Genomic DNA, 21,761 nt, shown 5'->3' with positions numbered 1-21,761 from the left:
TTGGAAAATGCGTTGAACGTCTAAGTAGGATCTGGCGTTGTCGCGGCTACTGCACGACGAGCTCGCCGTGCAAGGCACCCGCCGCTTTGACAGCACGCAGAATCGAAATCACATCTCGTGTGCTCGTCTTCATCCGAGCCAACGACTGAACAAGATCGGACACGGTGTTGCTTCCGGTCACGAACCCTGTGCCGTTGGATTCGTCGACATCGACCCGCGTGTTGGTCACGATGGCCGTTCGAATGTCCGGCCCGCCGTTGATCACGTTGTAGGGCTGAGAGGCCGAGTTCTGGCTCGAGATCGCGATCTTGATGTCACCGTGCGAGATCGCGACGCGCGAGATGCGCACATCGCCGCCTGAGACAACCGTTCCTGTGCGCTCGTTGATGACCACCTTGGCGCGTCGATCCGGCTCGACCGTGACGTTCTCGATGCGCGTGAACAAGGTCACGAGCTCGTCACGCTGTGCGGGCGGCACAGCGATCTCGATGCCGGAGGCGTCGCGGGCCTTCGCCATGCCGGTGCCCAGCTGCCTGTTGATCGCATCCGCCACGCGACTTGCCGTGGTGTAGTCCGGCTCGGAGAGCACAAAAGTCACGTTCTGGCGCTCATCGAGCATCGAAGCGTTCACGCCGACCTCCACGGTTGCACCGTTGGGAATCGCTCCACTGGTCGGGTGGTTCTTCTGAACGACATTGCCGTTCGCGTCGTAGCGGTAGCCGCCGACCGACAGGCCGCCCTGCGCCAACGCGTAGACACGTCCGTTCGCACCCTTCAGTGCCGTCACTAGCAAGGTGCCACCAACGAGGCTTCGCGCGTCGCCAGCCGAGCTCACGGTGACATCGAGCGTGTCACCTTCGCGTGCAAATGTCGGCAGCGAAGCACTCACCATGACGACTGCGACGTTGCGGCTTTGGACGGCCTCCGGCGCGATGGTCAGGTTGAACTGCGACAACACATTGGCCAGCGACTGGCGGGTCGTCCGGTTCGATGGCGAATCTCCCGTACCCGCCAAGCCCGTCACGATGCCGGTGCCGAAGAGCGCGTTGTCGCGCCACCCCTTGAGCTTGCCCAGGTCCTTCACCCGGACCGTGTCGGGTGCTGCGGCCTGCGCTACCGCAGGGCCAAGGCCAAGTGCAACTGCAAATAGGCCGCACAGCAAACGCGCTGGGAACCAGGAAGTTGAACGATGCATCACAGTCCCAGCCAATCGAAAATCTTTCGCCACGCGCTGCGGCGTGCGCGGTCGGAGACGTCGCCCTCACCCACATAGGTGATGTGCGCGTCCGCCAGCCTTGTGGAAAGCACGACGTTCCCGTCAGAGATGTCCTGAGGCCGCACGCGTCCCTCCAGGTTCACCTTCTGCAGTTCGTCATTGACCGTGAGCAACTGCTCTCCGGCCACACGCAGCTCACCGTTCGGGAGCACGTCCTTCACAGTCACCGTCAGCGTCGCGAGCAACTTGTTGGTTCGCTGCGTGCGCCCTCCCCCATCGAAATCGCCGCTCACGCCAATACCGAGCTGGCCGACAATGCGGTTTCCCGTCTGCGTGACCGAACCTGCGATGTCGTTCGCACGGCGCGTTCCGGTATTTGCGCTGGTGGTGGCTGACGAGTTCTCAAAGACCTGAATGGTCAGTGAATCGCCGACGCGGAAGGCCTTGTTGTCCGCCGTCAGGGGCCTGAAGCTGCCCTCTTGGTACAAGCTCTCAGCGAATGTCGGCACCGCAGCACATGCGCTGGCGATGCAAAGCACGGCAAGAAGCGTGCATTGCGATCGCCGAAGCAGTGGCGACAACTTCATGGTTGCACCTCGACTTGCCCAGGACCCGTCACCCGTGCCAGCACTTCACCACTTGAACCCGGCACCTTCACGCGCACGAACTGCCCAGGACGCCCGTCCTGGAGCACCTCCACGCGGCTCTCCACTGACACGTCACCACTGCGGGCCAGAAGCTGCGCCCAGTTTCCACGAGTCACTGACGGGGTCGATTGAAGATGCGCGTCGGTAAGCACCTCACCAGGCTTAAGCGGCTTGCGAAGCCGTTGTGAGCCGCCGTCGGCGATTTCGAGGCGAGCTGGGCGTCCGCTTGGAAGCGCCGTCAGGTCCACTTCGCGGGTTTCAGTTGCGCCACGGAGTACCACACCGTCCACTTGAGCACCGGCGGTCATCGGCGACGTCGCGACCGTGGCTTGTGCCCAGGCGTTGACTTCGAACGCCACAGCCGTCGTGCGAACGAATCTGTCGCCCACCCAGGCATCGACCCAGACCAGCATCCGCCGCGCAGGCTGAGTCTGGTCAGCAATAGGACGAACGCGCAGCACCGGTTGACCCGCCGGGAGGACAAGGTCACGAACCGTTGAAACCGATTGCACGTCCGCATGCAAGCTGCGCAGCTGCAGCCACTTCAACAGTGCTGAGCGCGCAGCATCAACCACGGTTTCGCCCGCCAAATCCTGCGCGGCGGTTTCGATCAATGTTTCGCCGGCGCCGCTCCAACGGAGCGACGGGACTGCATCTCCCGCTTGGACGGCGCTCCGAGATTCCACCCAGCGCATGACAGTATTGCGATCTACGGCAATGGGCGCGCCCGCACGTGGGGCCGCGCCAATAGGGACTGCCATGAGCTTGCGCAGAGTGCCAAGATCCCGCGTTGTAAGGAACGCAATATCTCCGAGCCGGACGCTGGCCCCCTCTACCTGGACCCGCGGCCGTAGTTCAATCGACACCGGCACATCGCGGATCGATGAGGCAGGGACAGACGGTGCGCCGGCAGCGGCGACCACTGTGACCGTCGTGACCGTCGCCATGCCGAGGAGGCCTCCGCAGATTCGCCGCAGACTACTTGCGCAGGCCATTGATCATCCCGAGCATTTCATCCGACGCCTGCATGACTTTCACGTTGGCCTCGTACACACGCTGAGCCACCATGAGATTGACCATCTCTTCGTTGAGCTTTACGTTCGACCCCTCGAGAAAGCCTTGCGCGAAGCTGCCCATGCCATCCTCGCTCGCCTTGCCGGCAATTGCATCGCCCGATCCGGTACTTGACCGGTAAAGACCATCGCCCTGAGGCGACAGCGCCGAAGGGCTCGTGAACCGCACCAGATCGAGCTGACCCACCTCCACGGGTGCGCTCTGCCCCGCCACCTGGACGCGCACACGCCCATCGCCATCAATCTGCAGGTTCTGCGCGTTGTCGGGAACGGCCACGTTGGCCTTCAGCGGGAAACCGCCGGACGTGGCCAGTAATCCATCTTTGTTGATCTTGAAGGTGCCACCCCGGGTATAGGCACTGGATCCATCAGGCATGGTCACCTCGAGAAAACCTTCACCCTGGATCGCCAGGTCATAGGCAGACTCGGTCTTCTTCAACTCGCCCATGTCGAAGAGCTTGGAGACAGCTGCAATCCCAACGCCCGCACCCAATCGGTTCTCTGCAGCCAGGATGCCGGCATCTTCCTGGGAGGGAAGCAGCCGGCCGGCTTCACGAACCATCAGGTCTGAAAAACCCACTTTGCCCTTCTTGAACCCTGCTGTGTTGACGTTGGCCAGATTGTTCGCGATGGTGTCGACGTTGAGTTGCTGCGCCTGCATGCCAGTCGCACTGATGTAGAGAGCATCAAACATGAGAAAAAGCCTTTAGAGATTGGACGTTTGTCGGGCAGCAGTTCATGAGAGATCGCCGAGCTTGCGCACCGCACCACCAATCATTTCGTCGTAGCCGAGTGCAACGCGCTGCATCGACTCGAAGTGGCGCATGGACTGGATCAACTGCGTCATCTCCTGCATGGAGTTGACGTTCGAGTTTTCGATGAACCCCTGGCGCAGCTGAATCTCAGCGTCAGTCAGCTGCAGCGGCGCTGCGTCGGTGCGCAATAGGCCGTTGCCGAGGTGTTCGAGGTTCGAGCCCTTGTCAAAGCGAACCACCTTCAGTTGCCCGACCGGCGTCGCTTCGGTCCCGCCGCCGGGCTTGCTTTCGAAAACTTGCCCCGACGCGTCGATCACCGGATTGGGTCGGGTCAGCACGATTTCGCCGCCGATGCCCATCACAGGGTTACCTTGCGCAGTAACGAGCCTGCCGCGCCCGTCGAGCTGCCAACTACCGAGCCGTGTGTATCCCAAACCCGCGTCGGTGGAGACTTCGAAGAAGCCCGGTGTGGCCAGCGCGACGTCCAAGTTCTGGCCTGTGGTCTTCAGCGTACCCGCCCGATCATCCGTCTGGATCAGCAAGCTGCCAGCTGCAGCCAAGCTCGCAGACGGCAACCCCGGGGATGTCGAGCGCGCGGCACCTCGTGCAGCATCGACACCGCGCATTGCGTCGGCGAACGCTGTAGCACCCACAGGCAGGCTGCTAGCGACCTCACGCTTGTAGCCCGGCGTTGTGGCGTTGGCCATGTTCATGCTGACACGCTCCACGCGCGCCATGTCCTGCTGCATTCCGTTCAGAGTGATCGCGAGTACGTCGCTCATCGCTTGTCTCTCATAATCTTTAAAGTTGAACGATGCCGAACGACTTCAGCTCGACTGTGTGGGGCACTTCGGCCATCGAGAGCACCCTGAGGTGCGGCATCACGCGTTCAGCGAGGGCCCGAACATGCCGTCGCAACTCGGGCGCGCAAAGCAGCACCGGCAAGAGGTTGCTTTTCATCATGCGTTCGGCTTGCTGCACCAGACGCTTCATGAGCTGCTCCGACATACGTGGATCAAGCACGAACGGTTGTGCCCCGCCATCAGCGGTGGCGACATGAATGCTCTGCAAGAACTGGCTTTCGATAGAGGGGTCGAGCGTCAAGACCTGCAGCGCAGTAGCCTCGCCCAGCAGGCCTTGACAAATCGCGTGCCCAAGCCGCTGGCGGACAATCTCCGTCAAATGCCCCGCCTCGCGCGTGGTACGACCGGCGTCTGCAAGCGTTTCAAGGATTGCATCGATGTGGCGGATCGACACTTTTTCACGCAGCAGGTTCTGCAGGACCTTTTGCACATCGCTTGATGACAGGACTGTTGGAATCAGTTCCTCAACCAAACCGGGCTGGCTTTGACGCACGCGCGCAAGGAGTCGGTCAACCTCCGCGCGGGTGAGCAGCGTGGCGGATTCCCGACGCAGCATCTCGGTGAGGTGCGTCATAAAGACCGTGGGGGCGTCCACGAGCGTGTAGCGCGCCAGGGTCGCCGCTTCCCGTTGGTTCTCCTCGATCCACAGCGCTGGCAGGCCATACGTGGGATCTCGCGTTGGTTCTCCGGGCACGGACTTGGTATCGCCGGACGGATGGATTGCGAGCAGCCTGTCCGCGCGCGCCTCTCCTTTGCCCACCATGACGCCATCCAGATGTATCTCGTATCGGTCGGAGGACAAGCGCGCGGAGTCCTTGAAACGCACACGCGGCAGTACAAGGCCGAATTCCTGAGCATGCTGCTTACGGAAGGTAGCAACCCGCTCCATGAAGACACTGCCCGGCTGGTTGACCACGGGCACCCAGTTGCTGCCTAGGTGGACTTCGATCGGCTCGACGTGCAGTTGGGCGTACGGGTCGTCGCCCTTGACGTTCGCGACTCCATCAATTCCTTCAGATGCGCTCTCGCCATCGACATCTGAGGTCGGCTCGCTTTCAGAGGCCTTCAGACGCGCGCTGCGGTAGAGCATGATCGCGGCAAACAAGAAGCACAGAGACAGCACAAGCGTGGGCACGGCTGGGATGCCTGGCAACAGGATCAGCCCGCCCAATGCCATGGCGACCAGAAGCAAAGTCTTCGGAAACGAGCTCACCTGACGCAGTGCTTCACGGCTCAAATTGACATCCGATGATGAGCGCGTGACGATGATGCCGGTGCCCACCGCGATCACCAGCGCGGGCACCTGGGTGACGATGCCGTCGCCAATGGTCAGCAAGGTATAGGTCTGCAGCGCCTGAGCCCAGGGAAGGCCATGCTGCATCACACCGATCACCAGTCCGCCGATGATGTTGATCAGCAAGATGATGATGCCGGCAATCGCGTCTCCCTTGACGAACTTGCTGGCGCCGTCCATCGCGCCATAGAAGCCAGCTTCCTTCTCGATGTTTTTGCGACGTCGCTGAGCCTCTGCCTGATCGATGAAGCCCATGTTGAGATCCGCATCGATGCTCATCTGCTGACCAGGCATGCTGTCGAGCGTGAACCGCGCCGCAACTTCCGACACGCGCTGTGCACCGCTGGTCACGACCACGTACTGCACCACGATGAGGATCAAGAAGACGATGAGGCCGATGACGTAGTTTCCGCCCACCACAAAGGCACCGATGGCACCGATGACCCGGCCTGCGTCGCCGTCCGAGAGGATCAGTCGAGTGGCAGCAACGTTGAGGGACAGGCGGAACAATGTCGCGATCAGCAACAGCGACGGGAAGGTCGAGAACTCCACGGGCCGCGCCATGTAAAACGTCAGCAGCAACACCAGGAACGCAAATCCAAAATTGCTCAGAATCAGGAAGTCGAGCAGCCCGCTAGGGATGGGCGCGAACAACACGACGAGCACGCCAAGGACGAGCACGACGAGCCCAATATCGCTGTGCTTTCCCAGCACGCGGCCGATGGCGTTCACGACGCGCTCCTCACCGTTGCGTTGACACTGCGTCCTTGGCGCTGCTCGCGCATAGCAAAAACCCAGACGATGATTCGGGCCACTTGCGCGTACAGATCGGGCGGCACCACATGATCTACGGCCAGCTCCTTGTAAAGCCGTCGCGCCAGCGGCGGGTTCTGAACGACAGGAATCTGATGGCGCGCAGCGATCTCGCGCATTGCCGCCGCCATGTGGCCGGCGCCCTTGGCGAGCAGCTGCGGAGACACCATGCGGCCGTGTTCGTACTTGAGCGCCACAGCGATGTGAGTCGGGTTTGTGATCACGACATCTGCATTGCGCGTCTGCCTCAGCGCCATGCTGCGCTTGAAGGTTTCTCGGCGAAGCTCGCGCAAGCGGGCGCGAATGCGAGGATCGCCTTCGCGCTGCTTTGCCTCTTCTTTTCTCTCGCGCTGGCTCATGCGCATCTTCTTGGCGAACTCGCGTCGCGTGTATATCAGGTCCAGCAGCGCGATCAGCCCGAGCACAAGGGCCATCTTCAGCGCCACACTCGACAGATCGTCCAGCAGCGTGCGCAGATAGCCCACGGGGGAAAGAGACGCCAGCGCGTAAAACTGCCCCAAGAGCGCTTTGAGAGCCAAGATAGCCACGAAGCCCAAGAGGAAGAGCTTGATCAGCGCGCGAGCAGCGTCAAACAGCACGCGCATTGAGAACAGCTTTTTCAATCCGTTGACGGGATTGATGCGGTCGAAGTCGATCTTGACGGGGTCGAAAGACATGATTGGCCCGGTCTGCATCATGTTGGCGACGACTGCGGCCAACATCATTGCGGCAAAGAATGGTGCAGACAGCACGACGGCCGCACGCAGGGCGCGCTCAATCAGGGGCCACAGCCCTGCGCCCGAAGGGTCCATGCGCCCCGCCTGAATCAACACAGCTTGATCAAATCGAAACTGCGCTGTGACGGAGCCCAACCCGCGCCATGTCAGATACACAGCAGCTACGGCAAAGACCAGCGCACTGACAACATCAGCGCTCTTCGCCGCCTGCCCACGCTCACGTGCGCGCTGAAGCTTATAAGGCGTTGCCGCCTCGTTGCGATCCAAATCCTGTTCGGCCATCAACGTACTCCCCGCTGTGGCGCCGAGGTGAAGATCTCGTCCCAGCTCGTTGCGATGCTGGCGTACACCCGCGTCATCACACTACCAACACCCGTAAACCAGAGCGACAGCGCCACAAGTCCAACGATGATCTTGACGGGGATGCCCATCGCAAACATGTTCATTTGCGGAAGGTTCCGCCCGATCACCCCCAGCGCGAACTCCACCAGCAGGATGCAGAACACCACGGGAGCGGCGAGAGCAAATCCCAGGCTGAACAACCCTGCCGCCTGCTTGAGCACAGGCGCTACAGCGTGCGCAATCGACCACGGCGCACCGACCGGGAAACGATCCACGCTGTACGCGATGCCGCGCAACAACGCGTGATGTCCATTGACCAGAAAGAACACCACAACCGAGATATAGGCAAAGGCGGTCGTGAGAATCGGCACAGGCCTGCGGGTGACCGGGTCGACGATCTGCGCCATGCTGTATCCAAGCTGAGCGTCGAGTACTTGTCCGGCGACAGAAAAGGCGCCGAAGGCGAGCAAGATGCCCAACCCCAGCACAGCGCCCAGAGCAAGCTCACTCAAGGCGGCCGGCAGGAGTGCGCTCCATTCCAATGGCAGCTTGGTCGGCGCTGTGATGCCAGACGACAGCGCCACGGAAAGGCCCATGACCAGAAGCACCCTCACCGTTGCGGGCAACGGTACGGCATAGAAGACAGGTGTCATGGCGAAGGTCGCCGCCACACGCAGCGCCATCAGCCCGACAAGGATGATCCAAGAGGCATCGGCGCCCCCGGGCAATGTTGCGATGTTCACGGCCGCCGCGGTGTTCAGAACAGAGCGGGAATTCCGCTCCACAGCTGCACAGTGAATTGGGTCAGCTTGCGCAGCATCCACGGGCCCGCCACGATCATCACCGCGGCTGCCGTGAAAAGCTTCGGCACGAATGTCAGCGACATTTCCTGCACTTGCGTAACCACCTGGACCACGCTGATTAGGACGCCGACGAGCATTGTTAAGCCGAGCAGCGGCACGCATATGAGCAGGCCGGTCCAAAACAGGTCCGACATCATCTTCAACGCTAAATCCGCATGCATCTCAGTCTCTCCGCTGGACCGCAATCGCTTGATCGCAGCCTTGTTCCGGCGTGGCCTCGCCCGAAACACTCCTGAATTTTTGCTACATGAAACTTGGGAGGGCTGCTGTTTTGCAGAGATCTTGCCGATCAAAAGCGTGATGGCTTGTCAACTATCCGGCGAAACCCGCGTTTGACGCGAAAAGCTTCGTAGTCCTTCTCCTACGCGAAGGATACACCTTCGGCTTACAAGGAAGAACAAATGTTTCCAGGCTATTTCTCGACTGTGCACTTAAGTAAAAGATGCACATCAGTTATTGAGCACTATTTAATTAATTCTTATCACGACAGTCCGTACGATCACGAAAAAAAGAACGCGTCACTGTCGCAGCGCCGCGACATTTCGGCGTGTGGGGATTTCGCGAAGTTCGCATCGTGGACCTGATTTCAACGTCGTGCAAGGACGTCAGCGTAAGGCTGCCGATTCGTACGGGGTCGGCTAATGCAACTAATCCTTTAGACGAGATCAGGCAATCGCTAAACAAACTCACGAATTGCTGGATATGCCGTCCCTGCGCAACCTGTGGCGGCGGATTGAGGCAGTGCTGGGCCTGGCTGAAGCAGTAAGAAGATTCGGGAATCGCCTTCCTTCATGGCCACATAGCGCCGGCCGCACGGGAAGCGCCATGGTCCAAGCGCCAGCCGAGCTAGAAACTCAGGGCTCACATGTCTGCACTCCCATGCACTGTTCTGCTCAGCTCACTTGTACCTCCGATGCGCGCAAACATAATAGGTGGTACCTCGGTACAGCTGGGCCGGCGTTTAACAGCGTGCGACTACCCAGACGATGAGCCAGCCCACGAAGCACCGGGCGCACACATCGATCGCGATGGCCAAGTACAACCAGCCCCGCCACGTGGACACTCAGGTTAAGTCCCTGTCCCACAGCTGGTTTTTGGCGCTGCGCTCAGAACTGCCGGTTGACCCGATCCAGCGGGCATGGTGCTCTCGCCCCTCCGATCGTGGTCTTCACCCTCTTGTCACGCATCACGCCTAGCAGCACACCAAGCGCCGCATCGGCCGCTCGACCGTACGCCACACCACCGCAGTGCTCTCGCTTTCCAGCTGCATGCACGCCTTGCCGGTCTCGCATGCAACGGCTCGTCACATGCAGAGGGTCCGTCGGCCACCGGTGCCGGACGAAGAGCCGAAGTGCCCTGCGCATGGTCAGCGGATGACGTGATTCCAGGCGAACAGAAAGATCAATGCGCGATCGCTGAAAAGAGCAGATTCTCCGGAATGAACCAGGGCCCCGTCGGCAGGCCTGCTGAACAGATTGGCAATGACGCCTCCGACAAGGGATCCAGCGATCCCCAGCGTCCCGATCGTCAAATTTTGCCAATGTGCTCAGAGCCCGGCATGAAGAGCCGTGCGATCGCGGCGACGTTGATTCCGACAACGAGCATCCAGAGGTAGTGGCGCATACTTCTTCCCGTGCATATTGGTGGGCCGCCGTCTTCATTGAGCCCAGACTGCCTGGATCACCGAAGACATCGCCACGATCAGCGGATCGCTCGCACGCTCAGCCGAAGTGACAAAGAACAACTGCGCGTCGATCCTGGCCGCGCTCCAGACCATCCAGTCTTCCCGCTCGGCTCCCAGCACGGCAACCTCCTCCCGCAAGAGCGCGCAGCCGCTGCCTGAGCGAACAAAATCATCCAGTCCGCTGGTGTCCTCGCTTCGCAGGACCACATTGGGATCGAGCCCCTGCTGCTCGAACAAGGAGCGCAGCATCTGATGGACATGTGATTCGATCGCGCCGTCGATCCATGGAAGGCTCGCCAGAAAGCGCCAGCCCCAGCTGTGCATCTCGGGCTTCAGCCGATTGGGAATCGCCACGCGATAGCTGAGCGATCGCAGAGGATGCCACTGCACGTCGCGTGGCGGATTCGGTGCCACGATGAGTGCGCAGGACAATCCACCGCCCCGCACCTGATCCAGAAGGTGCAGCAAAGGCAGGCTGCGCGTACGAAGCTCTACCAGAGGCAGCCCCTGCTGCATGCCTCCCAGCAACGCGCCGAGCCGAAGAAACTCGGGCGTCTCGCCCGGCACCCCCAACTCGATGCTCCCTGAGAGTTCACCCTTCAGGCGCTGCGCCGTTGCTTGCATCTCGGCCGAGGACTGCAGCAGGGCCTCCGCACAGGGAAGCAGGCGCTCCCCCGCCCGGGTCAGGCTCAGCCGGCCGCCGGCGCGAACGAACAGGGCGATGCCGAGGTCCTGTTCCAGCCCTTTGATCTGCGCCGTCACGGCCGGCTGGGTGACGTGGAGTGCATCAGCGGCCTTGGTCACGTTGCCCAGCCGGGCCACAGAGACGAATGCACGGATCTGGTAGAGCTCCATGGTTCACGAACAAGCGCGTCAGGCTGCGAAAAGACGCACTTGGGAGGGCTCCAACCCGAGACTCACCGCGCATCCGGCGGGGAACTTGGAAAGACCCGCGTAGTGCGGTTGATCCACTTCGACGGCCTGGTTTCCGACCCGCACGCGATAGCGGGAAAACTCCCCGAGGAACTCGCTCGCTTCCACCGTTCCCGGCATCCATACGAAGCGCGCATCGCGCGCCGCGTCGACGACATCCACTCGCAGCGAATGCGGCCTGAACGTTGCCAGTACGCGGTCAGAGGCCGGAGCGTCCGACGGGAGCTGGAACGGCAGCCCTCCCACGCCGTCGATGTCGAGCGTCACGGTGTTGCCCTGGCGACTGCTGACGCGGCCGGCGAGGCAGTTCATCGTCCCCACGAAATTCGCCACGAACGGGTTGACGGGATAGTCGTAGAGCATCGCGGGACTGCCTACTTGCTGCAGCACGCCGCGATCCAGGATTGCCATGCGGTCTGCCGTCGTCATGGCCTCTTCCTGGTCATGGGTGACGAAAATGGTGGTAATGCCGAGCCGCCTCTGCAACGCCAGGAGCTCCTGGCGCATCTGTACGCGCAGCGACTTGTCCAGATTGGAGAGCGGCTCGTCCAGCAAGAGCACCTGTGGCTCGATGACGATGGTGCGCGCCAGCGCAACACGCTGCTGCTGGCCGCCGGAGAGCTGGCTCGGCTTGCGCTTGGCATAGCGCAGCAAGTCCACGGTCTCGAGCGCGGCCGCCACCTTGCGCTTGATTTCCGACCGTCCGACCCGGCGTTCCACCAGTCCGAATGCAACGTTGTCCCACACGTTCAGATGGGGCCACAGCGCATAGCTCTGGAACACCATGCCGATGTTGCGTTTCCATGGGGGCATGCCGCTGACGTCCTTGCCATCCACGAGAAGCTCGCCGTGCTGATGCTGGTTGAAGCCGGCGATGAGCCGCAGCAAAGTGGATTTTCCGGACCCCGAAGGTCCCAACAGCGCAAAGAACTCGCCAGGCTCGATGAGCAGGTTGACGTCCCGCAGGACTTCCGTCGCTCCGTACGCGAGCCGGAGATTGCGGCACTCGACACTTACTTTTTTCATGATGTCTCCTCAGATCTTCGCGGGAACCGCCCCGAACGGCAGCGGTGCTTCCTCTTCCACAGGTCGCGCGACGAACCGGCTGCTGGTTCGCTCGACGACAACGTGCGATATGTAGGTACCCAGCGCAACAACGACGATGGCCAGCACGCCCAGGGCCGCCCCGGGGCCGCGGCCCGCGACACTCTGCATGTACAGGTAGATGCCATAGCTCATCGGCGCCTGCGACTGGCTGGTGGTCAGCATGATGGTGGCCGACAGCTCGACGGCAGCCGTGATGAAACTGGTGACGAAGCCCGCCAGAATCCCTCCCGCCATCAACGGCACCACGACGCGCCGGATGGTTCGTGCCTTGGTCGCCCCCACGCTTTCGGCAGCCTCCTCGAGCGAGACGTGAATCTGCTGCAATGCCGCCACGCACGACCGCAGCGCATACGGCAGGCGTCGCACGGCGTAAGCCAGCATGATCATGACCCAGGTGCTGGTGAGAAGCACCTCCGTACCAGGGACCAACACACCCTTGAAAAAGCGCAGATAGCCGATGGCAAGGACCAGGCCGGGGACAGCCAGCGACGCCGTTGCTATCACGTCCAGCCAATGGCGTACCGGCAGCCGCGTGCGCAGCAGCAGGTAGGCGATGGTCGTGCCGAGCACCACGTCGAGGCCGGCGGCGAGCCCGCAGTACAGCATTGTGTTGCCAATCATGCTGCCGGCATCCTGGAATACCGTCGCGTAGTGCGCGAGGGTGTAGGCGTCCGGCAAGGGAGAGAAGCTCCACACGTTCCCGAACGATAGCAGCAGCACGCCGATGTGGGGCGACAGAACCAGCAGCATGACCAGCCCGATCCACCCATAGGCCAGAAGCGATCCGGCGGGCGACAGCACGCGCCGCTGAATGGCCCCGCCACCCTTCTGGATCGTCGAGAAGTCCTTGCCCTTGAGCATCCGTGCAGACAGCGACATGGCGGCGATGGAAAACGCGATCATGATCACGCTGGTCACGTAGCCTAGCGGATCTTCCAGCCCCACCTGGGTGATGCGCAGGTAGGCCTGCGGGGCGAGCATGTTGGTCGTGCCCAGCACCAACGGTGTGCCCAGGTCGTCGAAGACCTTGACGAACACCAGCGACGCCCCCGCCACGAACCCCGGCAGCGCCAGCGGGAAAATAACGCGCCAGAAGAGACGCCAGCCGCGGCAGCCGAGGTTCATTGCAGCCTCCTCCATCGCCCCGTCTATGTTGCGCAGCGCGAGCGTGAGGTTCATCAGCACGAAGGGAAAGTAGTGGATGGACTCGACGAAGATCACGCCGCTCAGCCCATCCATCAGAGGAATCGAGAACCCGAGGTACTCGTTGAGCAGCAGGTTGATGCTGCCCGAGCGCCCGAAGATCAGTTGCAGCGCCACCGCACCGACGAAGGGCGGCATGATCAGCGGGAGGACGCCGAGCGTCTGGATCAGGGCGGCGCCGCGGAACTGGAAGCGAACCGTGAAATAGGCCAGCGGCACCGCGATCAGCGAGGCGAACACGGTCGACATCACCGCCACATAGAGGCTGTTGAAGAACGCCTCCTGCATCAGCGGCTGGGAAAAGAATGCGACGAAGTGCCCGATCGTCGGACTTCCGTCTGCATTCACGAACGCGGTGTAGAACACCCATGCCACGGGCATGACGAGGAACAGCAACAGGAAGACGGCAACCAGACCTGCGGCGCACCACGCGCCTGACCGCACATCCGATGGAAAAAGACCGAGCATGAAGATCTCCATGGCAGCCCGGCATTGCCGCGCTGCACGACATTGTGGTTACTTGAGGAGGGCCTCGGCCTGCTCGGCCAGGCTCCGCGCCTGGTTGTAGTTTTCCAGCGCCTTGCCGCTCCAGTCGCCCTCGAGGCCGGTGATCCGTTTGTTCGCCTCGGCATCCTTCTTGTTGGCCGCAAACATCGTCAAGAAGGCCTTGTCGGCAACCATCGACGCACTCACCAACGGCGTGAACGCGAGGCTGCGAGCCCTTTTGATCAGCGCGGCCGCCTCCGCATGAGGTTTGCGGGCCAGCGCCGCCTCGGCCCCATGAATGGCCTTGGTCGCGGCCTTCAGCTCCTTGTGCCGAAAGGTGATGGTCTGGTCGAAGAGAGACGAGACGACGTTGTAGCGCGTGGCGGAGAGATCCGCGTCGAATTTGACCTTGGTGCGCCTGGCAACCTCATAGGCGTTCGGAAAGCCGGCTGGCATTTTCAGTTGCTCGGGTGGCAACACCGGAAGACGGGAGATCTGCGGAGCAACGAGCAGTTGTTGCCCTTCCTTCGACAGCGAGAACGCAATGAACTTCCTGGCTTCCTCGGCGTTTTTGGCACCGGCGATCAATGCAATGTTGGCTGGCACCATGGCCGTGACGCTCGGGTAGGCGAACTCCACCGGAAAGCCCGAGTACTTGCCTGCGAGGCCGAAGAAATCGATCACCATGCCGATGCCGAACTGCCCGTTGTTGACACCGTCGGGAACGCCGAAACTGCGCTCCGTGATGGCCGCGCTGTTGCCCGTGATCTGAAGCAGTTCCGACCATCCCTTGTCCCACCCCTCTCCCTGAAGAATTGTCTCTACGGTCAGGTGAGTCGTGCCGGAACGCGAGGGCGAGCTCAGCGCCACGTGGCTGAAATAGATTGGTTTGGTGAGGTCGCTCCATTCCGCGGGCGCAGGAAGCTTGTTGGCCGACAGGTACCGCGTGTTCCACATCAGTCCGTACCCGCCGAGCGCCTGGCCGAGGTACATCCCCGAGGCCTCGTTGAGGGGGTAGCTGCCCACGGTCTTGGGGACGGACGGATTCGCAAGCGCCGCAATGGGCTCCAGCAGTTTCCCGTTGACCAGGACCTCGAAGGCATCGGGTGCCGAAGCCCAGAAGACGTCGGGGCGTTGTCCTGCCGGCATTTCGCGGACATAGGCGACGCCTGCCGTGGTGCTCTTGTTCAGGATTTCAAGCTTGACCGAGGGGTTGGCTTTCTCGAACGCCGTCTTGTACGCTTGTGTCAGCTCCTTGGGAAACGATGTCACGACCGACACGGTGCCGGCGTGCAGCGCTGCGCAACCAGCAAGGGCGGCCAGCGTCAGCAAGGGCCGAAAGTCAATGCGCATGAAAGTCTCCGTTGTCTTGGTGATAGTGGGCCCGAGCTTATGGCCGAGGCGGAACGCATTCCAATCACAGTTTTTGATTCGAGGCATTGCCGGGAGCCTCACTCGGGTTTGCCCGTGCAAGTTGCTGCGACAGGTCGCCACCATCTGGCCCTTTGCCATCATTGCCTTGCATACTCCCCTCTTTCCCGGTTCACCATCGACTCTCGAAGCCGCACCGCCCTTCACTCGCCGTCGGACCACTCTTTCATGCCAAATGACATCTTCATGAAGAAGGTACGCGTGGAATGTCGTCACATTCACTTCTCTCATGGCCCGGCAAAGACACTGACCGACGTCAGCCTCGACATCGCACCGGGTGAATTCTTTGCCTTGCTGGGGCCGTCGGGCTCGGGAAAATCCACGCTGATGCGGGTCATCGCCGGGCTCGAGGCGCCTGACCTGGGCCGCGTGCTTCTGGACGGCCGCGACGTGTCCGAGGAGCCCGCCTGGGCCCGGCAGGTCGCCATGGTGTTCCAGAATCACGCCCTCTGGCCTCATATGTCAGTGGCAGAGAACATCGCCTTCGGCCTGATCGAACGCCGGGTCGAAGCACCCATCGTTCGCATCGCGGTCTCCCGGTGGCTGAGTGCCATCGGCCTGCAAGGCCAAGGAGATCGTGAACCGAACCAGCTTTCGGGGGGGCAGCAGCAACGTGTCGCCTGGGCACGGGCCCTTGCCGCCGAGCCCCGACTGCTGTTGTTGGACGAACCGTTCTCCAACGTGGACAAGACGCTGAGACTGGGACTGCGGCAACAGCTGCGCACATTGCAGCAACACCTTGGCATCACGACCGTGCTCGTCACGCACGATCAGGACGAGGCACTCGGCTCGGCAGATCGAATTGCCGTGCTGGACAACGGCGCCGTCCAGCAGGTCGGCAGCCCCACCAGCCTGTACGACTACCCGGCCAACACGACCGTTGCCCGTGCCGTTGGTCAATGGAACCTGCTCATCGGCTCGGTGCGCTCGCGGCAAGGTGGCGTGCTGCTGCTCGACGTTGAAGGTGTCGGCGAACTGCGCGTGCCGCTGCGATCGGACACACCCGCCACCTCGCGGCTCTCCATCGGCTTCCGCCCGCATGCCGTGAAAGTCGGCCATCAGGACGACGTGCACGACGCCCGCTACACATGGCTCGCAGGCACGGTGGAGAACGTCGAATTCCTGGGCAGGGCCATCCGCTACCGGGTGCGAATAGGCGATCACGCCGTGCTGGTGGACGAGCCGCATCATCGCGGCGCATCGCGCCAGGCTGTCGGTACCGACATCACGCTCGGAATCGAATTGGCTCGGTGCCGGCAATTCGCGGCCTAGCTTTTCGTCTCGGATTCGCGCCCCCAATGCGTCTTTGATCTCGACCCGAGCGCACCGAGCGCGATGGCCTTATGGCCGTCATCAGAAGACGTGATTGGAAGGATGCCACCTGCTCTGCTATTTTTGCGTCGCCTGCCGCCCCAACCACGGTTGACGAGGGCTATCACACCGGTCGCGCACCGTGAACCCGATCGTCCTGCCCATGCCGGACGCCCGATCCGCGGTCGCTCCGCACAACGAACGGAGATACTCAATGCGCATCATCACCCGCAAGCTTTGCTGGCTATCCCTTGTCGCCTTCTTGTTCACCGGCTGCACGACGCAAATGCCGCCGCCGGCCGGCGTGCCGCGGGTCTACGAGAAGACCGTCGCCTCGCCGGTCAAGGACGAAACCTACCTCGATCCAGCGCAGATAGACACCACGCGCTTCCTGGCACCACCTCCCGATGAAACGTTCACTCGACGCGAAATTGAGCAGATGCTCGTGCTGCAGCAGCTGCGCACGCCGGCGCAGGCGGAACGATCCATCGCCGACCTAGAACAAAGTATTTTTCGTTTTTCCGATGTGATGGGCGAGCGGTTCAGGAAGGAAGACCTGCCGCGGACCGCCCAGCTGTTCGAGACCCTGTACAGAACCGAAAGCAGTCTCAACAAGCAGGGAAAGGAAAAATGGCAGCGCACGCGGCCTCCGCTGTTCGATCAGCGCATTCAACCGGTGGCACGGTATTCTTCCAGCGGCTCCTACCCGAGTGGTCACTCGACCTTTGCCTACCTCGCCGGGATCGTGCTGGCCGACATGGTTCCGGAAAAGCGTACGCGAATCTTTGAGCGTGCCAGCGAGTTCGGCGAAAACCGCGTCCTCGGTGGCGTTCACTACCCTAGCGATACCGAAGCGGGTCGTCGCCTGGCGACGATGATCGCCGTCCTGATTCAGCAGAATCCCGCGTATCAACGCGATTTCGCCGCCGCCCGAAAGGAACTGCGCGCGTTGCTCGACCTGGAGAGATGATCGTTGAGCGCGGCCAGGCAGGCTCCGGGGTCGACGCGTCATCTATCGCCATCCGGCAGGAACTTGAAGTACTCGCGCATCGGCCTTCGCTCTGGCAAAACGTAAATCACACCATGCGCATTGCCAAACAGCGGCTTCACATGCGTGTCGTAGAAAAGCGCTGGAACATTGATGCATCCATAGGAGATACGGTGATCTTCTGCGTTCGTCGATGCAAGTCGCTCCAATCGCCGCTCGGCCTTGTTGCTTGTCCGCACTCGATGCATGGACACTGCTGCGTCGTAGTCGACCCAAACGACGTCTTCGCCCTGCAAGTTGACTCCGGGTTCCGAGACGAAACGCCCGGCCGGCGTGGTGCGCTCTTCAGGCCGTATTTCGGACATCTTTCGCTCCCCGATCCCCGGCACCGATTCATCGCCATGCGCGAGTCCCAGCAACACCGGCGAAGCGCCTCGCAGACCTCCCTCAACGCCATAGATGAAAACGCGTGCCCTCTTCTTATCAACAATCGCAAAAGGAAGACCCTGGCTATCGCGTGCATCGATTGCCGCTCGAGCCAGCCGCCGAACCTCGACCGGCACCGCAACGCCTCCAGCGGGCTCCGCAGCATCGGCTATTTGACCGAAGCTCGCAGCACAAGCCAGGACGAAGGACAGGAGCAGCGAATTTTTCATAGGCAGCCGGAACCGTCTGGCGAGAACGCTAGGTCGACTGGATGAGTCAGCAACGAAAAGAGAAAAATGCGCAGCCGCCCATGCGGACGTGGCGACCGCGTTTGAGGACTGCAGGTGATCAGCCTCGATCGGCGCGAGCGCGGCGTACACGCGGTGCGGGTGCGGGCTCAGGGGCCGGCGCTGCCGTCACGACACGAGCCGGTGCGGCTGCCGGGGCAACCGCGCGAACAGGTTGTTGCGCGCGTGCGGCAGGTGTTCCGGATTGCAGCGTCGTACCGGTTTCGCCCATGGGACCGCCAGTCTGATTTTGTTGTCCAGCTGGCAACTGTACGTTGCCAGAAATAGGAGGCATATCTGTCTTTGCCGCTGGTGCCACCCCTTGCGCCATCGTAGGAGCAATTGCGAAGGCCATGGCGGTGGCAACCAGGATGCGATACATAGCGTGTCGAGTCTTCATTGTTAGATCTCCTTGGGCTTCATTTCGACAGGCAATCCTCGCGGGACAATTCCCAACGAGAGCGCAGTCTGAGATCAAGAACGCCAAGGACTGTGCGGGGACATACAGAACGCAGTTGGCGACTCAGGTGGATCGTGAGATTTGACACGCTTCGTGCCGCAAAGTACCAGGACCCATTCGCCTCGCTCGCTCCGAGCATGCTGCGCCTGTTCCAGAACCTGCAGGCGCACCGCGACTTGGCTTGCCTATTCATCAGCATGACCTCGCGGCCGTCGAGCAGATCGGCGGCCGCGTGATCGTGATGGAGCACAGCCGCATCGTGGAGCAAAGCGCGCGCGACGCGGTGTTCGATGCACGCTCATGCCAGTTTCTCTGCAAGGGATCACTTCGACGGTATCTGTATACCCAGTCGCACTCACTGTTTTGCTCCTATCTTTAAAGATAGGCGATAGACCGTGTCTTGTCATTCATGGGGCCAGCTCATGTACACAATCAGCGTATTGATGCAGCGCGATTCCTTACTGCGCACAGATTCACGATCAAGGCGTTCTGCAAATCATCGGCAGCTTGAGCCCCTGCTTCTTCGCGGTGGCGACCGCGATGTCGTAGCCCGCGTCGGCGTGGCGCATCACGCCGGTGGCCGGGTCGTTGAACAGCACGCGCTCGATGCGCTTGGCGGCCGCGTCGGAGCCGTCGCACACAATCACCACGCCCGAGTGCTGCGAGTAGCCCATGCCCACGCCGCCGCCATGAAGCTCGACCGCCGTACGGCTATGGAGCCTCAGCAGCGCCCGAGACGAGTTCTTGCTGGCAGCTACCGCGCAGAAGGCGAAAGCCCCGGTGCGCTTGTGGAAAATGACGTCGTCTCGGAAACAGGTCTCTGCCCATGACGTCCCCATCCTTGCTCCCGGCCACCCGACGGCAGCGTCGCCTCCTGGCGGACGCAGCCAGCCATGCGCCGATATCGGTGCTCGCGATGCTGACCCTGCCGACCCTGCTGTGGTGGCTGCATAGGCATTACAGCGGCGCGCCGCTCATGGATGCGTGGGTTCCCCTGATGTGGTTGCTGGCGGGCGCGATGCTGCTCGTGCTGCACCACCTGCGCGTCGATCCGCCCGGCACCGACAAGGCCGATCGGCGTTGGCGCGCCGGGCTGATGCTGCTGGCCGTGCTGGTTGGACTGGGCTGGGCGGCACCGGTGCCCATCACGTTGCACGAGCGCCTACCGCTGTTCCATCTGGTGCTGTACGCGTCGCTGTGCGCGGTCACCTCTTCGGGCGCGATGTACCTGAGCTTGCTGCCCGCCATGTTTCTGTGCTTTTCCGGCAGCGTGATGGCCGTGGCCCTGGCCGGTGCCTATTGGATCTTTCCGCAAGACTGGCCGTTTATGGTCGCCGCGCTCCTGCTGTTCTTGGGCGTCACCGTGCGACATGCGCGGCAGAATCGACGTTTCATCGAGCGGCAGCTCGCGCTGGAAGAGGGCTACCGGGAGATGAGCGAAAGGGCCGCTCAGGCCTTGCTGGAAAAGAACCACTTCCTCAATGCCGCCAGCCACGACCTCCGCCAGCCGGTCCACGCGATGCGCATGGCCGTGGAAGCCGGCCTGCAGCTACACGGCCAGGACGCTCGTCTGGTCCCTCTGCTCGAGCACCTGGAGCAATGCGGACAGAGCATCCATTTCATGCTCGAGTCGCTGCTCGATCTGGCCCGCGCGGAATCCGGCCACCACACGGCGCAGCCACAGACACTGTCCGTCGACGCGCTGATGGCCGATGTCCCGGTGCTGTTCTCGGCACCGGCTCGCGCGAACGGGCTCGCTCTGCGCCTGCGCGCGCCGCGCCGTGAAACGCTCCATGTGCGCACCGATCCGGCGCTGCTGCGCCAGGCACTCTTCAACCTGGTGCAGAACGCCATCCGCTACACGCCCCGGGGCGGTGTACTGGTCGCCGCGCGCAGAAGAGGGACGGCGCTGCAACTGCAGGTGTGGGACACGGGCGTCGGCATCGCCGCCCCGGAGCAGGCTAGCCTCTTTGCGCCGTTCGAACGCGGGCCCGCCACCGCAGCGCCCGGCCAGGGCGCTGCCCACGGGCTGGGGCTGGCCGTGGTGGCGCGCAGCGCCATGCTGATAGGGGCCGTGTATGGCGTGCGCTCGAGGCCCGGCCGCGGCTCATGCTTCTGGCTGCAGCTACCGTTGGCGGAGGCGCCTGCCGCGCCGGCACGACCACCTCAGCGTGCCCCGGCCGAAGCGCGCCACCTGCCCGGGCACTGCCTGATCGTCGACGACGAACCCCACGTCGTGCGTGCCTGGCGCATGCTGTTCGAGGCATGGGGAACGACCGCGCGGTTCGCCGACGGCGTCGACATGGCGCACCGCCACCTGGACGAGGGCTTCAGGCCGCAGGCACTGGTCTGCGACCTGCGTCTGCGCGGCGGCGACAACGGCTGGCAACTGCTGCAGTCTCTCGCAGCCCGTTGCCCCGACGCGGGTTGCCTGCTCATCAGTGCCGATCTGTCGGCGCCGGAGATCGGCGAGGCCGACGACTTCGGCTGCCTCGTGCTGCACAAGCCGGTGGAGCCCGACGCGTTGCACCGCGCGTTGCGGGCGTGGATGCACGCCTAGGGCACGGCCACATTCATTTCGCCGCAACCTCACCCCGCTGTGCGTGCAATATGCCGCACCGCTTCGTCTCCAACTTCGAGCGCATGTACTTTGGTACATGGCGCGATCCACTGCCATTGGCTAACTTGCAGATCCGTTCGCCGGACGCCTGCCGTCCGGACAACACACCGATCCCGGACAGCATTGAAGTGGAGGAATCATGTCCCAGCCCCAACGATACAAGCACCTTGTCACTCTCCTGGCCACTGCGGCGCTCGCGGCCTGCGGCGGTGGGGGCGGGGG

At 62.3% G+C, this 21,761-nt stretch carries 18 protein-coding genes and 1 pseudogene; 3 read left to right on the top strand and 16 right to left on the bottom strand.

The annotated features are described in order from the left end of the window. Positions 1–46 precede the first annotated feature (46 nt). From ACCD11_RS11495 to ACCD11_RS11435, 13 genes are all read right to left on the bottom strand, one after another. Positions 47–1,195 (bottom strand): flagellar basal body P-ring protein FlgI, encoded by a 1,149-nt coding sequence (locus ACCD11_RS11495; protein WP_413313938.1) that lies wholly within the window; start codon positions 1,193–1,195, stop codon positions 47–49. After that, positions 1,195–1,803, bottom strand: a complete 609-nt coding sequence (locus ACCD11_RS11490) for a flagellar basal body L-ring protein FlgH (RefSeq protein WP_413313937.1) — start codon at positions 1,801–1,803, stop codon at positions 1,195–1,197. The genes ACCD11_RS11495 and ACCD11_RS11490 overlap by 1 nt, the downstream gene beginning before the upstream one ends. Further along, positions 1,800–2,477 carry a flagellar basal body P-ring formation chaperone FlgA gene (gene flgA, locus ACCD11_RS11485; RefSeq protein ID WP_413313936.1) on the bottom strand — a complete coding sequence of 226 codons (678 nt, stop codon included), beginning with the start codon at positions 2,475–2,477 and terminating at the stop codon, positions 1,800–1,802. Before flgA ends, ACCD11_RS11490 begins: the two co-directional genes overlap by 4 nt. 364 nt (positions 2,478–2,841) lie before the next feature. Next, the gene (gene flgG / locus ACCD11_RS11480; RefSeq protein WP_007835738.1) at positions 2,842–3,630 is read right to left on the bottom strand and encodes a flagellar basal-body rod protein FlgG; all 789 of its coding nucleotides are present in this window, start codon (positions 3,628–3,630) and stop codon (positions 2,842–2,844) included. Positions 3,631–3,672: 42 nt separating this feature from the next. Further along, complete coding sequence (locus ACCD11_RS11475; RefSeq protein WP_007835740.1) at positions 3,673–4,473, bottom strand: flagellar hook-basal body protein; 801 nt, start codon at positions 4,471–4,473, stop codon at positions 3,673–3,675. 19 nt (positions 4,474–4,492) lie between these two features. Continuing rightward, positions 4,493–6,580 carry a flagellar biosynthesis protein FlhA gene (gene flhA / locus ACCD11_RS11470; RefSeq protein WP_413313935.1) on the bottom strand — a complete coding sequence of 696 codons (2,088 nt, stop codon included), beginning with the start codon at positions 6,578–6,580 and terminating at the stop codon, positions 4,493–4,495. Continuing rightward, complete coding sequence (locus ACCD11_RS11465; protein ID WP_413313934.1) at positions 6,577–7,680, bottom strand: flagellar biosynthesis protein FlhB; 1,104 nt, start codon at positions 7,678–7,680, stop codon at positions 6,577–6,579. Before ACCD11_RS11465 ends, flhA begins: the two co-directional genes overlap by 4 nt. Next, positions 7,680–8,483 (bottom strand): flagellar biosynthetic protein FliR, encoded by an 804-nt coding sequence (locus ACCD11_RS11460; RefSeq protein WP_413313933.1) that lies wholly within the window; start codon positions 8,481–8,483, stop codon positions 7,680–7,682. The genes ACCD11_RS11465 and ACCD11_RS11460 overlap by 1 nt, the downstream gene beginning before the upstream one ends. Before the next feature lie 14 nt (positions 8,484–8,497). Next, entirely contained in the window at positions 8,498–8,764 is a 267-nt protein-coding gene (locus tag ACCD11_RS11455) for a flagellar biosynthetic protein FliQ (RefSeq protein WP_007835744.1), read from the bottom strand. Positions 8,765–10,260: 1,496 nt separating this feature from the next. Beyond that, positions 10,261–11,142, bottom strand: a complete 882-nt coding sequence (locus ACCD11_RS11450) for a LysR family transcriptional regulator (RefSeq protein WP_007835746.1) — start codon at positions 11,140–11,142, stop codon at positions 10,261–10,263. An 18-nt stretch (positions 11,143–11,160) separates the two neighbouring features. Next, positions 11,161–12,246 carry an ABC transporter ATP-binding protein gene (locus ACCD11_RS11445; RefSeq protein ID WP_007835747.1) on the bottom strand — a complete coding sequence of 362 codons (1,086 nt, stop codon included), beginning with the start codon at positions 12,244–12,246 and terminating at the stop codon, positions 11,161–11,163. A 9-nt stretch (positions 12,247–12,255) separates the two neighbouring features. Next, on the bottom strand, positions 12,256–13,998 hold the full coding sequence (locus ACCD11_RS11440) for an ABC transporter permease (RefSeq protein ID WP_007835748.1): 1,743 nt from the start codon (positions 13,996–13,998) through the stop codon (positions 12,256–12,258). A gap of 48 nt (positions 13,999–14,046) precedes the next feature. Then, entirely contained in the window at positions 14,047–15,369 is a 1,323-nt protein-coding gene (locus ACCD11_RS11435) for an ABC transporter substrate-binding protein (RefSeq protein ID WP_413313932.1), read from the bottom strand. 264 nt (positions 15,370–15,633) lie between these two features. Between ACCD11_RS11435 and ACCD11_RS11430 the strand changes: the two genes are divergently transcribed. Together ACCD11_RS11430 and ACCD11_RS11425 are read left to right on the top strand one after the other, a co-directional pair. Next, positions 15,634–16,719, top strand: a complete 1,086-nt coding sequence (locus ACCD11_RS11430; protein WP_413314006.1) for an ABC transporter ATP-binding protein — start codon at positions 15,634–15,636, stop codon at positions 16,717–16,719. Positions 16,720–16,972: 253 nt separating this feature from the next. Beyond that, entirely contained in the window at positions 16,973–17,728 is a 756-nt protein-coding gene (locus ACCD11_RS11425) for a phosphatase PAP2 family protein (RefSeq protein ID WP_413313931.1), read from the top strand. Between the two features lie 38 nt (positions 17,729–17,766). Here the strand turns inward: ACCD11_RS11425 and ACCD11_RS11420 are convergent, their stop codons facing one another. Both ACCD11_RS11420 and ACCD11_RS11415 read right to left on the bottom strand, forming a co-directional pair. Continuing rightward, positions 17,767–18,552, bottom strand: coding sequence for a L,D-transpeptidase (locus ACCD11_RS11420; RefSeq protein ID WP_413313930.1), 786 nt, complete (start codon positions 18,550–18,552; stop codon positions 17,767–17,769). A gap of 846 nt (positions 18,553–19,398) precedes the next feature. Next, positions 19,399–19,611, bottom strand: a pseudogene (locus tag ACCD11_RS11415) (urocanate hydratase); the annotation flags it as partial. A 224-nt stretch (positions 19,612–19,835) separates the two neighbouring features. Here ACCD11_RS11415 and ACCD11_RS11410 point away from each other — a divergent pair. Next, positions 19,836–21,479: an ATP-binding protein gene (locus ACCD11_RS11410; RefSeq protein WP_413313929.1), complete on the top strand. Its 1,644-nt coding sequence runs from the start codon at positions 19,836–19,838 to the stop codon at positions 21,477–21,479. 13 nt (positions 21,480–21,492) lie between these two features. Here ACCD11_RS11410 and ACCD11_RS11405 read toward each other — a convergent pair. Next, a partial coding sequence (locus ACCD11_RS11405) for a hypothetical protein (protein ID WP_413313928.1) occupies positions 21,493–21,761 on the bottom strand: 269 nt, incomplete at its 5' end.

Source organism: Variovorax sp. Varisp36, assembly GCF_047304235.1.
GTDB lineage: Bacteria > Pseudomonadota > Gammaproteobacteria > Burkholderiales > Burkholderiaceae_C > Variovorax.
The sequence above is the reverse complement of the archived record's forward strand: the minus strand, read 5'-3'. Positions and strand labels throughout refer to the sequence as shown.

What these genes read in the sequence shown, in the direction of transcription:
- ACCD11_RS11455 (WP_007835744.1), bottom strand. Translation starts at nt 8,764, where the DNA reads ATGCATGCGGATTTAGCGTTGAAGATGATGTCGGACCTGTTTTGGACC.
- ACCD11_RS11490 (WP_413313937.1), bottom strand. Translation starts at nt 1,803, where the DNA reads ATGAAGTTGTCGCCACTGCTTCGGCGATCGCAATGCACGCTTCTTGCC.
- ACCD11_RS11410 (WP_413313929.1), top strand. Translation starts at nt 19,836, where the DNA reads ATGCTGACCCTGCCGACCCTGCTGTGGTGGCTGCATAGGCATTACAGC.
- ACCD11_RS11445 (WP_007835747.1), bottom strand. Translation starts at nt 12,246, where the DNA reads ATGAAAAAAGTAAGTGTCGAGTGCCGCAATCTCCGGCTCGCGTACGGA.
- ACCD11_RS11425 (WP_413313931.1), top strand. Translation starts at nt 16,973, where the DNA reads ATGCGCATCATCACCCGCAAGCTTTGCTGGCTATCCCTTGTCGCCTTC.
- ACCD11_RS11430 (WP_413314006.1), top strand. Translation starts at nt 15,634, where the DNA reads ATGAAGAAGGTACGCGTGGAATGTCGTCACATTCACTTCTCTCATGGC.
- ACCD11_RS11475 (WP_007835740.1), bottom strand. Translation starts at nt 4,473, where the DNA reads ATGAGCGACGTACTCGCGATCACTCTGAACGGAATGCAGCAGGACATG.
- ACCD11_RS11450 (WP_007835746.1), bottom strand. Translation starts at nt 11,142, where the DNA reads ATGGAGCTCTACCAGATCCGTGCATTCGTCTCTGTGGCCCGGCTGGGC.
- ACCD11_RS11495 (WP_413313938.1), bottom strand. Translation starts at nt 1,195, where the DNA reads ATGCATCGTTCAACTTCCTGGTTCCCAGCGCGTTTGCTGTGCGGCCTA.
- flgG (WP_007835738.1), bottom strand. Translation starts at nt 3,630, where the DNA reads ATGTTTGATGCTCTCTACATCAGTGCGACTGGCATGCAGGCGCAGCAA.
- ACCD11_RS11435 (WP_413313932.1), bottom strand. Translation starts at nt 15,369, where the DNA reads ATGCGCATTGACTTTCGGCCCTTGCTGACGCTGGCCGCCCTTGCTGGT.
- ACCD11_RS11440 (WP_007835748.1), bottom strand. Translation starts at nt 13,998, where the DNA reads ATGCTCGGTCTTTTTCCATCGGATGTGCGGTCAGGCGCGTGGTGCGCC.
- ACCD11_RS11465 (WP_413313934.1), bottom strand. Translation starts at nt 7,680, where the DNA reads ATGGCCGAACAGGATTTGGATCGCAACGAGGCGGCAACGCCTTATAAG.